Annotated in this window: 13 protein-coding genes; 1 reads left to right on the forward strand and 12 read right to left on the reverse strand. The window is 59.0% G+C overall.

Annotated features, from left to right (window positions below; translation table 11 throughout):
* Positions 1 to 41: 41 nt before the first annotated feature.
* From AGR7B_RS01205 to AGR7B_RS01230, 6 genes are all read right to left on the reverse strand, one after another.
* The gene (locus AGR7B_RS01205) at positions 42 to 1,319 is read right to left on the reverse strand and encodes an imelysin family protein (protein ID WP_080855839.1); all 1,278 of its coding nucleotides are present in this window, start codon (positions 1,317 to 1,319) and stop codon (positions 42 to 44) included.
* 155 nt (positions 1,320 to 1,474) lie between these two features.
* On the reverse strand, positions 1,475 to 2,764 hold the full coding sequence (locus AGR7B_RS01210; RefSeq protein WP_080855840.1) for an RsmB/NOP family class I SAM-dependent RNA methyltransferase: 1,290 nt from the start codon (positions 2,762 to 2,764) through the stop codon (positions 1,475 to 1,477).
* A 61-nt stretch (positions 2,765 to 2,825) separates the two neighbouring features.
* Complete coding sequence (locus AGR7B_RS01215; protein WP_059759243.1) at positions 2,826 to 3,194, reverse strand: septal ring lytic transglycosylase RlpA family protein; 369 nt, start codon at positions 3,192 to 3,194, stop codon at positions 2,826 to 2,828.
* Positions 3,195 to 3,622: 428 nt separating this feature from the next.
* Positions 3,623 to 4,495: an SDR family oxidoreductase gene (locus AGR7B_RS01220; RefSeq protein WP_080855841.1), complete on the reverse strand. Its 873-nt coding sequence runs from the start codon at positions 4,493 to 4,495 to the stop codon at positions 3,623 to 3,625.
* A gap of 3 nt (positions 4,496 to 4,498) precedes the next feature.
* The gene (queG, locus tag AGR7B_RS01225) at positions 4,499 to 5,650 is read right to left on the reverse strand and encodes a tRNA epoxyqueuosine(34) reductase QueG (protein WP_080855842.1); all 1,152 of its coding nucleotides are present in this window, start codon (positions 5,648 to 5,650) and stop codon (positions 4,499 to 4,501) included.
* 130 nt (positions 5,651 to 5,780) lie between these two features.
* Positions 5,781 to 6,473, reverse strand: coding sequence for a glutathione S-transferase family protein (locus AGR7B_RS01230; RefSeq protein ID WP_003520121.1), 693 nt, complete (start codon positions 6,471 to 6,473; stop codon positions 5,781 to 5,783).
* Positions 6,474 to 6,632: 159 nt separating this feature from the next.
* Here AGR7B_RS01230 and AGR7B_RS01235 point away from each other — a divergent pair, with 159 nt between their 5' ends.
* Positions 6,633 to 7,439, forward strand: a complete 807-nt coding sequence (locus tag AGR7B_RS01235; protein WP_080855843.1) for an undecaprenyl-diphosphate phosphatase — start codon at positions 6,633 to 6,635, stop codon at positions 7,437 to 7,439.
* A 606-nt stretch (positions 7,440 to 8,045) separates the two neighbouring features.
* Here AGR7B_RS01235 and AGR7B_RS01245 read toward each other — a convergent pair.
* The 6 genes from AGR7B_RS01245 to dnaN all read right to left on the reverse strand — a co-directional run bounded on the left by AGR7B_RS01245 (position 8,046) and on the right by dnaN (position 12,765).
* Positions 8,046 to 9,026 (reverse strand): complex I NDUFA9 subunit family protein, encoded by a 981-nt coding sequence (locus tag AGR7B_RS01245; protein ID WP_080855845.1) that lies wholly within the window; start codon positions 9,024 to 9,026, stop codon positions 8,046 to 8,048.
* Positions 9,027 to 9,147: 121 nt separating this feature from the next.
* Positions 9,148 to 9,435 (reverse strand): DUF1330 domain-containing protein, encoded by a 288-nt coding sequence (locus tag AGR7B_RS01250; protein ID WP_065654603.1) that lies wholly within the window; start codon positions 9,433 to 9,435, stop codon positions 9,148 to 9,150.
* A 20-nt stretch (positions 9,436 to 9,455) separates the two neighbouring features.
* Entirely contained in the window at positions 9,456 to 10,163 is a 708-nt protein-coding gene (gene pyrF / locus AGR7B_RS01255) for an orotidine-5'-phosphate decarboxylase (protein ID WP_003503850.1), read from the reverse strand.
* 4 nt (positions 10,164 to 10,167) lie between these two features.
* On the reverse strand, positions 10,168 to 10,764 hold the full coding sequence (locus AGR7B_RS01260; RefSeq protein WP_078051357.1) for a histidine phosphatase family protein: 597 nt from the start codon (positions 10,762 to 10,764) through the stop codon (positions 10,168 to 10,170).
* A gap of 95 nt (positions 10,765 to 10,859) precedes the next feature.
* Entirely contained in the window at positions 10,860 to 11,453 is a 594-nt protein-coding gene (gene pmtA / locus AGR7B_RS01265) for a phospholipid N-methyltransferase PmtA (protein WP_080855846.1), read from the reverse strand.
* A 193-nt stretch (positions 11,454 to 11,646) separates the two neighbouring features.
* Positions 11,647 to 12,765, reverse strand: coding sequence for a DNA polymerase III subunit beta (gene dnaN / locus AGR7B_RS01270; RefSeq protein ID WP_065654600.1), 1,119 nt, complete (start codon positions 12,763 to 12,765; stop codon positions 11,647 to 11,649).
* Between the last annotated feature and the right edge of the window lie 50 nt (positions 12,766 to 12,815).

The following is a 12,815-nucleotide window of genomic DNA, read 5'->3' on the forward strand; positions in this document are numbered from 1 at the left end:
AAAAGTGACGGGCCGCAGCGACCTGCGACCCGTTTTACCGCTTATTTGAAGACGGCGTTCGGATTGTCGAGGCTGTCGGAGCCTTCAAGCTCGATCTTGCCGAGATCGAGCGCCGCGATGACGCGTTCGACAGTCTTCGTCTGGTCGAGAAGGCCGTCGATGGCCGTCTGAACCACGGCGTTGCCTTCCTTGTTGCCTTCGCCAATCATCTGGTCATAGGCCTCGACGGTCTGCGCGCGCTTTTCCATGGCATGCATGGCGTCGAGCGTCTTGTTCAGCTTCGCCAGCATCTCGTCGTTCAGTGCCTTGTCCTTGACGCCGACCAGTTCCGACAGCGAGGCGCCCGTCATCTTCGTTCCGTCCACGCGGGTATAGTCGCCGGTATAGGCCGAGGCGATGCCGATCGCGTCGTAAAGATGCGAATTGTACGTGTTGTCGGAGAAGCAATCGTGCTCCTCTTCCGGATCGTGCAGCAGAAGGCCGAGCTTCATGCGCTCACCCGCCAGCTCGCCATAGGAAAGCGAACCCATGCCGGTGAGAATGGCGGTCAGGCCGGCTTTCGGACCGGCTTCCACCGTTTTCGTGGCTTCGCCTTGCGGTGCCCAGGCATCCACCATCTCCTGAAGATCCTTGATCAGCAGGGTCGAGGCGGATTTCAGGTAATCGGCCCGGCGGTCGCAATTACCGTTCGTGCATTTCGCCTTGTCGTAATCGGTATAGGGGCGGTTACCCGCGCCCGGTCCGGTGCCGTTCAGATCCTGGCCCCAGAGCAGGAATTCGATGGCGTGGTAACCGGTCGTCACATTGGCTTCGACATCGCCCGCCTCGTGCAGGCTTTCGATCAGCTCGGGGGTGATCTTGGAGGCGTCGACCTCTTCACCGCTGATCTTGATCTTCGGATTGGCGATGATGTTGGCAACGTAAAGCTCGTTCTCGTCGCTTTCCGTGCCATAAGAACCGTCGACATAGTCGATCAGGCCTTCATCCAGTGGCCATGCATTCACCTTGCCTTCCCAATCGTCGACGATCGGGTTGCCGAAACGATAGACTTCCGACTGCTGATAGGGAACGCGGGCCTTGATCCATGCTTCCCGGGCGGCCTTCAGGGTTTCTTCGCTCGGCGTTGCGATCAGCGCATCGATGGCCTTGTCCAGCGCCTTCGCCGTGGTCAGCGAATCCTCATATTTCGCATGCGCGACATCGGCATAATGCTTGACGACGGCGGCCGCGTCTGTAGCGGCCCGGGCGGGAAGCGCGGTGAAAGCCGCAGAAGCGGCAAGAAGCGCAAAAGAAGCGCTGAGAATGGTTTTGCGGATCATGATCCCTCTCCTTCGGCAGGCGCGAAATGACTTCGCGCCGCGGCAAGCGAGTTCTGACCCAATCACAAACTTGTGTCAAACATTCTAGTTTAGAATGCTTTGAAACAAGACCTGGTGCTGTTTTCCAAGTAAAATCAGTGCTTGCAAAGACAGCGTTATGCTTTGCGTTTCATCAAGCAGAAGAAGAAGCCATCCGTATCTGTGGTTGCAGGCGTCAGCGTCACTGTCTTGCCGTCGGAAGAATGCGGTTTATTTGCGTTGCCGCCGAAAGTCGTCTGCCAGCGTTCCAGTGCGGAGCCGATGGAAAATTCCGGATTTTCCGCGCAGAAGCGCCTTACCTGCTGTTCGTTTTCTTCGGGAAGCACCGAACAGGTGACATAAAGCAGCTCGCCGCCCGGGCGTACGAACCCCTTGGCCTGCGAAAGCGCCTCGCCCTGCTGCTGTACGCGCTCTTCCAGATTGCGGGCCGTCAGCCGCCATTTGGTGTCGGGCCGGCGGCGCCATGTCCCGGTGCCGGTGCAGGGCGCGTCGACCAGAACGCGGTCGAACTTCTCCTGAAACGGCGTAAGGCCGGAGGCGCGGTCGTGCACCTGCACATTTCGCGTGCCAGCCCGCTTCAGCCGTTCGATGATCGGCGCAAGGCGCTTGCGGTCGGCGTCGAAGGCGTGGACCTGGCCCTTATTGTTCATGCTGGCCGCCATGGCCAGCGTCTTGCCGCCGCCGCCGGCGCAATAATCGAGGATCTGTTCGCCTTCATGCGCGCCGGCAAGATCGGCAACGATCTGGGAGCCTTCGTCCTGTACTTCGAACCAGCCCTTCTGGAAGGAAAGTTCGGCGGTAACGTTTGGCAGGCGAGAAGGACCTTCGCCGGCGGGAATGCGCACGCCCTGTCGGGCGATATGCGTGGCTTCCGCGCCGCTTTCCTCCAGAGCCTTCAGCACCTTGTCACGCGTCGCTTTCAAGGTGTTGGCGCGCAGATCAAGCGTGGGCCGCTCGTTCAGGGCCTGCGCCTCGGCGAGCCAGCGATCGCTAAAGGCGGTTTCGAAGGAGGATTGCACCCATTCGGGTATGTCGCCCTGAATATGGGCCGGTGCATCGCTGAGGGAACGGGACAGAAAGGCCTGCTGCCTTTGTTCATCCGGTGCGGCGGGGGCGAATTTGTCGCCGTCGAATTCCGCCGAAAGGTCCGAAAAGCTTTTGCCCCATTGGCGCAGCAGCACGGCATAACCAAGCGAGGCAGCGCTGTCGTCATCCATCAGCCAGGCGTGCGACAGTTTCATGCGCAGCGCGTCATAGACGATGTTGCCGATTGCAGCCCTGTCGCCGGAGCCGGCGAAACGATGGGCAAGGCCCCAATCTTTCAGAGCATCGGCGACGGGACGCCTGCGTCCCTCAATATCCGCCAATACTTCGATTGCTCCGGCCAAACGCCCGCCTAAACGCATTGTCTACCTCGTTCTTGTGCTAAGCCCGGTTGGTAGACGCGAATGGCGGCGAGGGCAAGGCTCAATCGGCCTTGACGACCTCGTAGCAGACCTTGGCGGTGCCGGAGTTGATCATGCCGATGTTCTTGGCGGCTGCCTTGGAAAGATCGAGAACGCGGCCCTTGATGAACGGCCCACGGTCATTGATGCGCACCACAACGGCCTTGCCATTGCGCGCATTGGTCACCTTGACCTTGGTGCCGAACCGCAGCGAGCGGTGGGCGGCGGTCAGGTTGGCGGCGTTCATGCGCTCGCCCGAAGCAGTCTTGGAGGTCAACGCATACCACGATGCGCCTCCACAACCATTTGCCGCATTCGCCTGAAGAGGCGCAATGATGGAACAGGCGGCGATAGTTGCAGCGGTGAAAGTTATACGACGGATATTCAACAAACTGTGCTTCCCTGAAAATCGGCCCCGCGCCGATTGATTGTGCCCTTGCTAAACGGCCATGAACTGGCCTGAACGCCTTTTGATGCGAGATTGTAGGGCGAGGGAAAAATGGCGAAAAAAAGCTGACCTCAAATCACGAACTGTTACAGTCTGTAATATTCGTGATCGTTAGCCGGAAAGCTGTCGGCAGGGCGTCCCCTCCAAAAGCTGGAAAAAATAACACAGAATCAATGGATAACGGAAATGCTGTTGCGGGTCACGGCTTCGTGAATCCAGTTCACGAAATGTGAGTGAAATATTTTTCTAATGACTACGATTTTAGTGATTTTTGGATGGTTAATAAAATCCTAATTGGCTGAAATAAGACGAAAACCATCCGCAAAAGCGGGATTGGAAGGATTTTTCATCGCTTTTCAGGGTGGGATTTTTCAGCCCCGCCAGAGGCCGTTTTCCCACAATTGTCTCAGGGACAACCTGTACTCGGGAAAGCGGAAATCAAAGCCGAGATTGCGTATTCTGGCGTTGGAAACGCGCTTGTTCTCGCCATAAAAAGAGCGCGCCATCGGCGTCAGATCGGCGGTCTCGAAGGCCTGCTCGGGTGGCGGTTCCACACCCATCAGCGCTGCTGCAAAGCTCACCACATCCTGCGGCGGGCAGGGTTCGTCGTCGGTCACGTTGAAGATGCCGCGTTCGTTTTTCCGTGCCAGAAAGGCAAGTGCGGCACCGATATCCTCGACCCGGATGCGATTGAACACCTGGTCCTTCTTCACCAGCCGCCGCGCCGTTCCTTTCTCGAAATTCATGAAGGCATTGCGTCCGGGGCCGTAAATTCCGGAAAGGCGCAGGATGGCAAGCGGCACATCCGCCTTTTCCGCTGCCGCAGTCCAGGCGGTTTCCGCAGCCACCCGTTCCACGGATCGCGCGGAGACCGGGCGGCAGGGCGTTGTCTCGTCCACCCAGGCGCCGCCATGGTCGCCATAAACGCCGACGGTGGAAAGATAAGCGACCCATTTCAGATTGGGCGTGAGCTTTTTCAGATCGCCACCCAGAAGCGCAAGCAGCGGATCGCCATCCTTGCCCGGCGCGACGGATTGTACGAGATGCGTGATGTTGCCCATTGCGGCGACGAGTTCGTCATTGAGATGAACGCCGTCAAAGAGGAGGGGCGTCATGCCTGCGGCGGCGAGGTTTGGGAACTTGTCCTGGCTTCGTGTGGTTCCGGAAACGCTCGCTGCTTCGGTCCTCAGCGCGTTAGCGATGGCTTTCCCCGAAAATCCCGCGCCGAAAATCATCACATGCATGCGTCACGCCTCTGCCAGTTGCCATTCCATTTCCGCCTCCGGATCAGGCTCCGGCGCGCGACCGGCAGAGTATGTACGGAATTCGTCCCTGTCCATAAGCCGTGACAAAGCCCATGCGGCCATGCCGCGTACTTCGGGCGAAGGGTCGGCTTCGGCAAGCGCCTTGCATTGTTCCACGAATTGCCGGTCTGCGGAGTTACCCGCCGCGATCAGCACGTTGCGGATGAAGCGATTGCGGCCGATGCGCTTGACAGGTGAGCCGCTGAAGAAACTGCGAAAGGCGGCGTCATCGAGCGTGAGCAGGAAGGCGATGGAAGGTTCCTTCAGATCCTCGCGTGCCTGCAATTTCATCTCGGAGGCGCTGGCCGCGAATTTGTTCCATGGACAGGCGGCAAGGCAGTCGTCGCAGCCATAGATGCGATTGCCGATCATCGGCCGGAATTCGTGCGGGATCGGCCCCTTGTGCTCGATGGTGAGATAGGAGATGCAGCGGCGCGCATCCAGTTGATAGGGTGCGGGGAAAGCGGCCGTCGGACAGGCATCGAGACAGGCGCGGCAGGAGCCGCAATGGTCCCTCTCAGCCTCGTCAAGACAGAGTTCGGCCGTGGTGAACATGCTACCGAGAAACAGCCACGAACCATGGGTGCGGCTGACGAGATTGGTGTGCTTGCCCTGCCAGCCGAGACCGGCGGCGGCGGCAAGCGGCTTTTCCATTACGGGTGCGGTATCGACAAAGACTTTCACATCCTCGCCGGCGCGCGCGGCAAAACGGGTGGCGATTTCCTTCAGCCGCCCCTTGATGATGTCGTGATAATCGCGATTGCGGGCATAGACCGAAATGGCAGCCTTGTCGGGTTTGGAAAGCAGGCCGCGTGGGTCTTCCTCGGGGCCGTAGTTCAGCCCGAACATGACGATGGAGCGCACGTCTCCCCAGAGCGTTTTCGGCTCTGCCCGGCGGGCCTCGGTTTCCTCCATCCACGCCATCGTACCGTGATAGCCCTTGTCGAGAAACTGTCTCAGCCGTTCGGGTGCGAGCGGAATGCTGTCCGGCGCGGTGATGCGACACAGATCGAAGCCAAGCGAAAGCGCTTCCTGACGAACGAAGTCCGTCAGTTTACGCGCGCGTATTCGCTGCTTTTCGCTCGCGACGTCGATGGTCGTTTCTCCTGCGGGTTATTCTGCGGCATATATAATGCATGTCGCCCGAAAGTGTGCAGCGGTTTCGGGACAACGACATGCTTTAGATAAAACCGCAGGCCACAGCAAATAACCGGGAGGCCAGACCTCAGAAGTCCAGATCGGCGTAGTGGGAGGAAGGGGCAAGGCGCGGAATGCGTTCGCTGAGGAACGGCCGAAAGGAAGGACGGGATTTCACCCGCTGATACCATTCCTTGGCAATCGGCGCTTCGAGCCAGTTGATCTCACCGAGATAATCCAGCACCGAGACCGCGGCAGCCGCGGCAAGATCGGCATAGCTCAACCGGTCGCCGGCAAGCCAGGTGCGTGAGCCAGCCAGCCATTCCAGATATTTGATGTGCTGGCGAATGTTGTTGCGGGCCGTGCGCAGCAGCTTGGAATCCGGCGGTCCGCCACCCTGCGCCGCCGTCATCTGCAATTTATAGACCCTTTCCCGCACCAGCGGCCGGGTCACGTCGTTTTCCATCTTCTGCAGAAACCATTCCGTCAGCCGGCGGATTTCCGCACGCTGAAACGGGTCTTCGGCGAGAAGCCGACGGTCGCGCTTCAGAACCCCATGCGTTTCGTCAAGAAATTCCGCAAGCACATAGGGCCCGCTCAGCGAGCGCATATTGTCGTCCAGATAGACCGGCAGGGTGCCGGCCGGATTGAGCGCCAGAAACTCCCGCCGTCTTTCCCACGGCTGCTCCTCCACGAGATCGGTCTGGAACCCGTATTCCGCGAGGATCAGACGAACGAACCGGGATGCGGTCGACATCGGAGAGTGATAGAGAGTTGGCATCGGTACTCAATTTTTACGATTGGTTGTCATGATCGGCATTTGCCGAAAAACTTTTTCAGTTTCGCTTCATCAAGACGCTATAAGAGCTTGGCTACTTTAAAACAAGTTTAACGCAATTGCCTTCCATTGCCACTTTCCCCCTGAAAAGAAGGATACCTCATGGGTGACCAATCGATCATCAGCGCGCTTCTGCTGGGCATTATCGAGGGTCTGACGGAGTTCATTCCCGTCTCCTCAACGGCGCACGTGCTGCTGGCCGGGCATTTCCTCGGCTTCAAATCACCCGGCAACACCTTTGCCGTTCTCATTCAGCTCGGCGCGATCCTTGCGATCCTTCTTGTTTATTTTCAAAAGCTTGTGTCGATTGCGCTCGCTCTGCCGACAAGCGCGAAAGCGCGCCGTTTCGTGCTGGCCGTCGCTCTCGCTTTCCTGCCGGCGGCGATAATCGGCGCTGTGGCGCATGACTTCATCAAGACCGTGCTGTTTGAAACGCCGATGCTCATCTGCGTGGTGCTGATCATCGGCGGCGTCATTCTGCTCGGCGTCGACCGCATGCCGCTGAAACCGAAATATACCGACATCATGGACTATCCGCCGTCGCTTGCCTTCAAGATCGGCCTCTTCCAATGCATTGCGATGATTCCCGGCACGTCGCGGTCCGGCGCCACAATCGTCGGGTCGTTGCTGATGGGAACGGACAAGCGCTCCGCCGCCGAATTTTCGTTCTTCCTGGCGATGCCGACCATGCTCGGCGCTTTCACGCTCGATCTTTACAAGAACCGCGATGCGCTGAGCTTCGATGACGGTGCGCTGATCGCCGTGGGTTTCATCGCCGCTTTCGTTTCGGGCCTCTTCGTTGTTCGCTCCCTGCTGGATTTCGTATCGCGGCGGGGCTTTGCACCCTTCGCCTGGTGGCGCATCGCCATCGGTTCGCTGGGACTGGTGGCACTTCTGGTTCTGGGTTGAACCAGGGGCGGGAATAATCTCCGCCCGCGACGAACGAACAGAAAAAGAAAAAGCGTCCCCGGAGAACCGGCGGCGCTTTTTCTTTGAAACTTTTAAAGGCCGATCAGTTGGTGCTGATCGAAGCCGTTGCGCAGGGGTCGACGCCATAGGCGGGAGCGCAACCGCTCTTGCCCGCTGCAACCGTTCCCGGCGCCATAAAAGAACCCGCCAGAACCACCAAAGCCGCACACGCAAAAAAGAGTGCGATAGATCTGCCCATTTTATGATTGCCTTTCAGACGTTCGTTCGCGCGGATCATGCCGCCGTGTGTGAATTGAGTGGTCGGGATATGTTTGGAATGTGGCGAATATCAATAAAGCAGCTTGTTGAATACCGGGTTAATACGAAGTCTTTTCCACAGTTGCGCTTGTGCCACGCTTGCCTGCGGAGGCCGGACGACCGTTAGCTTTTACCCGGCTTTGCAAAACAGCCCTATTTCATTCAACACCTCCCCTGCAGTTGAGGGGAAAATGCACGAATAGCGGTTTGGTTGCGATTGAATTGCGCAAAAACAAAAAGCGGGAATGGCTCCCGCTTTGTTGTGTTCGATGAGGCTGAAGATGGGCTTCAGGCCGCTTTTCCGGCATTGGAGAACTGGCCGTGCGGGCGGTATTGCACCATGTAGGAAGGCAGAATGGACGCGACGCGAATGGGGGTGATGCCAATGCCTTCCAGCGTCAGGCCGTTCTTTTCGGCGTCAGTGGAAACGACATTGTCCTTTTTCAGCATGGTCACCTGATCGGGCGTCAGCGGCGGCGCAATCAGCGGCACCATTGAAGCGATCTTGCCAATCATCGACGCGACGCCGAAGGGCAGGTTGACGAAGGGACGCTCCCGGTAGGTCGCGGCAAGAACCGCCTCGAGACAGTCACGGAATGTCATGACATCCTGACCGCCGAGTTCATAGATCGCGCCGGGCTTCAGCTTGCCATCGACGCCAAGGGCGACGGCTTCCGCGACATCCTCTACATAGACCGGCTGGAACCTGGTTTTCCCGCCACCGATCAGCGGCAGGAACGGCATGCTGCGGGCCATTTTTGCGAACTTGTTGAAGAAATCGTCTTCCGGTCCAAAAATGATCGACGGGCGCAAGATCACGGCGCCAGGCAGGATGGAATGGATGGCGGCCTCGGCGCGGCCCTTCGTGCGGCCATAACCGGTCGGCGAACCGGCATCCGCGCCGATGGCGGAGATATGCGTCAGCGTGGCGCCGGCATCGCGGGCCGCCTCGGCAATGGCTTTCGCACCAAATTCCTGTACGGCGTCAAAGGTGTTGCGGCCGCTTTCGGTCAGGATGCCGACGCAATTGACCACATGGTCGGCGTCTTCCACGGCTTTGACGATGGAATCGCGATAACGCAGGTTCGCCTGGGCGAAGGAAATCTGGCCGACATTGCCGAGCGGCTGCAGGAAACCGGCGAGATCCGGGCGGCGAACGGCGACGCGGATGCGGTAACCGCGCTTCGCAAGTATCCGCACGACATGCCGCCCGACAAAACCCGAACCGCCGAAAACGGTGACGAGGGGTGGAAGGTTGGCCAAGGTCATGGGAGGCTCCTCAGAAGCTGTCGATAAAGCGTTTTTCAGTCTCTTAGCCCAAAGCCGCGCGCGCGTGAAGAGATGTTGTCGCGAGGCTGGAAGACGGTTTGGGAAATGCGGTTGACGGACGTCAAATTCCTTCGACGATCATCATCTCCGCATCCGCGACTTCCTGGCGGATTTTGGCCGCGGCCTGATATTCGGGAGAATTATAGCAGTCGATGGCGTGCTGCACCGACGGGAACTCGATGATGACGTTGCGCGCACGCGCCTTGCCCTCCAGCTCGGTCAGCGCGCCGCCACGGGCCAGGAAATTGGCGCCGAACCGCTCGAAAGCGGGCTTAGCCGTCGTGACATAGTCCTTGTAACGCTCACTATCGCGCACATCGACGCGGGCGATCCAATATCCCTTTGCCATTTCATCTCCTCCGATTGTCGTTACTGATTGGCCGGAAAGCTGGCGCGCAGCATGTCGTCAAGAATGGCGCGGGCCGCCGCTTTCGGGTCTTCCGCCCTGACGATCGGGCGGGCGACGACCAGATGGCTCGATCCGGCCTTGATGGCGTCGTAGGGTGTCATCACCCGCTTCTGATCGCCGAGATCCGCGCCGGCCGGGCGAATGCCGGGGGTGACGACGGCAAGGTCCGGGCCGAGGATTTCGCGCACGGCGGTCGATTCTTCCGCCGAACAGACGATGCCGCCCATGCCAGCCTCGCGTGCCTGCTCCGCCCGGCGCAGCACCAGCGAACGGGCGTCAGAGGCATAACCTGCCTCGGCGAGATCGACGTCGTCCATCGACGTCAGCACGGTGACGCCCAGCAGGCAGAGACCGGAGCCTTCGGCCGCTTTGACCGCGGCGCGCATGGCCTTCGGATAGGCATGCAGCGTCAGCATCGACATGCCCATGCGGGCGATGTTTTCGACGCCGGAGGCGACGGTATTGTCGATATCGAGCAGTTTCATGTCGAGAAAGACCTTCTTGCCGCTCTGGACAAGGTCGCGCGCAAATTCGAGACCGCCGGCAAAGACCAGCTGATAACCGATCTTGTAGAACAGAACCTCGTCGCCGATTTTCGACACGATGTCTTCGGCTTGCTGCACAGTCGGAACATCCAGCCCGACGATGAGTTTTTCGCGCGCGGTCATTGTCTTATCCCTGCCATGTTTCCATTGCCGTCCAGTCGCATGTGGGGGACGCGGCTGCAAGTGAAAAGTCGGCGATGGAGAAGCGAAAGAGATTGCCGCCGCCGGACGGCTGGTCCTTGCTGCGGCTGATGCCGCGGCCTTCGATATGGCATTTCAGAAGCGTACCTACGCCACCATGTCCGACAAAGGCGATTGGCTGCTGCGGGTCGTGCCGGCCGAGAACGGCTTTGACCGCCCCGACGATCCGCGCCTGCGCGTCGATTGCACGCTCCCAGCCGTGAAAGCTTTCCTCGGGATGGGCGAAGAACCAGTCCGCCGCCTTTTCGAATTCCGGCGGCGGCAGAAAACCGGTGGCGGACCGGTCGTTTTCATGCATCGCCTCGACGATGTCCATTTCCGCCCCGGAGGTTTCAGCCAGGATGCGGGCGGTTTCGATCGCCTTGGTCTCGGCGCTGGAAACGATGCGGCGTAATGACCGCGCCCAGGGCAGGCGGCTTGCCTCGCGCGTCCGCTCGGCACCCCTGTCCGAAAGCCCCCATTCGGGAACGGGAACAGCCGGATCGATCTTGACCTGGGGATGGGTGATGTAGAGCGCATGCATGACAATCGGTCCTCAAGGACGATGGAAAGGGCAAATCGACACCCTAACCATTCGTCACGACCGGGAAATGACGAGTTCCCGCCCTCTGTCGAAGATCAGGCCCGCGTATAGGTCCACAATTGCGCCGGTGGAATATTGCGCACGATGAAATCGAAATGGCGGATGTGGTAGAGATGCGGCTGCGCGACGATGGGTGAAATCGGGCCGTAGGATATCTGCACGACGGGGCGGCCATGAGGCACGCGCTTCAGCAATTCATCGAGAAGCTTGATACGGGCGGCCATGGGGAAATTCAGCATCGGCACGGCGGAAACGACGCTGTCGAACATCTGGCCCGTGTGTTCGCCAAGCGTCGCATCGAGATCGAAGGCGTCGCCATTGACGAAATTGACGCCCGGATAGCTCCTGAGGAGCTGATTGTAGAAATCGGTCGAATATTCGATGGCGGTCAGGTTCTCCGGCTTGATGCCGCGCGCCAGAATGGCCTTGGTGATGACACCGGTGCCCGGGCCGAGTTCGAGAACCGGCAGGCCGGAATGGGGATTGATGACACTCGCCATTTTTTTCGCCGTGATGGACGATGTCGGCACAATGGCACCGACTTTTTTCGGCTGGCTGACCATGCCCTTGAAAAAGCGGATTTCTTCTTCAAATTTCTGTTCAAGCCGTTGCTTCAGGTTAAGTGCCATAGTTCCCTCAGATGCTTTTGGTCATTGTCAAAAAACTGTTACGCAATGTTGATCCCATTTGGCGCAAAAACAAGGCAAAATGTCGTAACTGGAAAAATTCGCGTACGGTTTGAAATACACCGTCGCCGAATCAAAAAAAGCCGGTGAAGCGTTCCACCGGCTTTTTTGATGAAACCTGCAAAAAAGTCCCGTTTCAAACGCGCATCGGCATCAGAACATAAAGCGCATCGTCGCCAGCGGTGTCGCGAACGAGCGTCGGCGAGCCGGCGTCGGCCAGCAGGAAAATCGCGTCGTCGCCGGAAAGCTGCGAGGTGATGTCGAGGAGATATTTGGCGTTGAAGCCGATTTCCATCGAATCATTGTCGTAACCGACAGCCACTTCTTCCGTCGCACTTCCCGAATCCGGGTTGTTGACGGTCAGCGTCAGCTGGCCGTTGGTGAGCGCGAGCTTCACGGCGCGGCCGCGCTCGGAGGAAATGGTCGAGACGCGGTCGACAGCCTGCGCGAAGGTCTGGCAATCGACCCGCATTTCCTTGTCGTTGCCGGTCGGGATCACGCGCTGATAATCCGGGAAGGTGCCGTCGATCAGCTTCGAGGTCAGGACGACCGAGCCGATGGTCAGGCGGATTTTCGCATCCGAGACTTCGACGGTGACTTCCAGCTCAGGGTTGTCCATCAACTTCTGCAACTCGCCGACGGTCTTGCGCGGTATGATGATACCCGGCATGCCTTCGGAACCGGAAGGCGCATCCACATCGGCGCGCGCCAGGCGGTGGCCATCGGTCGCGACGGCGCGCAGCTTCAGGTCGCCATTGCTTTCGATGGTATGGAAGAAAATGCCGTTCAGGTAATAACGCGTTTCTTCGGTCGAGATCGCAAATTGCGTCCGGTCGATCAGCATCTTCAGATCGGTCGCCTTCAGTTTGAAGGTGTGGCTGAAGGTGCCGGCCGTGAGGTCGGGGAAGTCCCCTTCCGGCAGGCATTGCAGCGAGAATTTCGAACGGCCGGAGGCAACCGTCATCGATGAGCCGTCCGGATTGGTGGCCAGAAGCACTTCGGAACCGTCCGGCAGCTTGCGCACGATTTCATAAAGCAGATGCGCCGGCACGGTGGTGGCGCCTGCCTGCTCCACCATGGCCGGTGTCGCTTCGGTGATTTCGAGATCGAGGTCGGTCGCCTTCATGTCCAGATTGGCGCCGGATGCGCGCAGCAGGACGTTGGACAGGATCGGGATCGTGTTGCGACGCTCGACGACCCGGTGGACGTGGTTCAGCGATTTCAGAAGGTTCGACCGCTCAAGAGTAATACGCATGGACGCTACCGCTTTCAACCGTTGCGAACCGGCCACCGCCGGATCGGCAA

Origin of the sequence: Agrobacterium deltaense RV3 (assembly GCF_900013505.1) — a bacterium.
In the GTDB taxonomy this organism is placed as follows: Bacteria; Pseudomonadota; Alphaproteobacteria; order Rhizobiales; family Rhizobiaceae; genus Agrobacterium; species Agrobacterium leguminum.

Bases quoted from the DNA above. Each gene is read 5' to 3' on its own strand.
- dnaN (WP_065654600.1), bottom strand. From the start codon at position 12,765: ATGCGTATTACTCTTGAGCGGTCGAACCTTCTGAAATCGCTGAACCAC.
- AGR7B_RS01210 (WP_080855840.1), bottom strand. From the start codon at position 2,764: ATGCGTTTAGGCGGGCGTTTGGCCGGAGCAATCGAAGTATTGGCGGAT.
- AGR7B_RS01220 (WP_080855841.1), bottom strand. From the start codon at position 4,495: ATGCATGTGATGATTTTCGGCGCGGGATTTTCGGGGAAAGCCATCGCT.
- AGR7B_RS01235 (WP_080855843.1), top strand. From the start codon at position 6,633: ATGGGTGACCAATCGATCATCAGCGCGCTTCTGCTGGGCATTATCGAG.
- AGR7B_RS01230 (WP_003520121.1), bottom strand. From the start codon at position 6,473: ATGCCAACTCTCTATCACTCTCCGATGTCGACCGCATCCCGGTTCGTT.
- AGR7B_RS01205 (WP_080855839.1), bottom strand. From the start codon at position 1,319: ATGATCCGCAAAACCATTCTCAGCGCTTCTTTTGCGCTTCTTGCCGCT.
- AGR7B_RS01250 (WP_065654603.1), bottom strand. From the start codon at position 9,435: ATGGCAAAGGGATATTGGATCGCCCGCGTCGATGTGCGCGATAGTGAG.
- AGR7B_RS01245 (WP_080855845.1), bottom strand. From the start codon at position 9,026: ATGACCTTGGCCAACCTTCCACCCCTCGTCACCGTTTTCGGCGGTTCG.
- pyrF (WP_003503850.1), bottom strand. From the start codon at position 10,163: ATGACCGCGCGCGAAAAACTCATCGTCGGGCTGGATGTTCCGACTGTG.
- AGR7B_RS01260 (WP_078051357.1), bottom strand. From the start codon at position 10,764: ATGCATGCGCTCTACATCACCCATCCCCAGGTCAAGATCGATCCGGCT.
- pmtA (WP_080855846.1), bottom strand. From the start codon at position 11,453: ATGGCACTTAACCTGAAGCAACGGCTTGAACAGAAATTTGAAGAAGAA.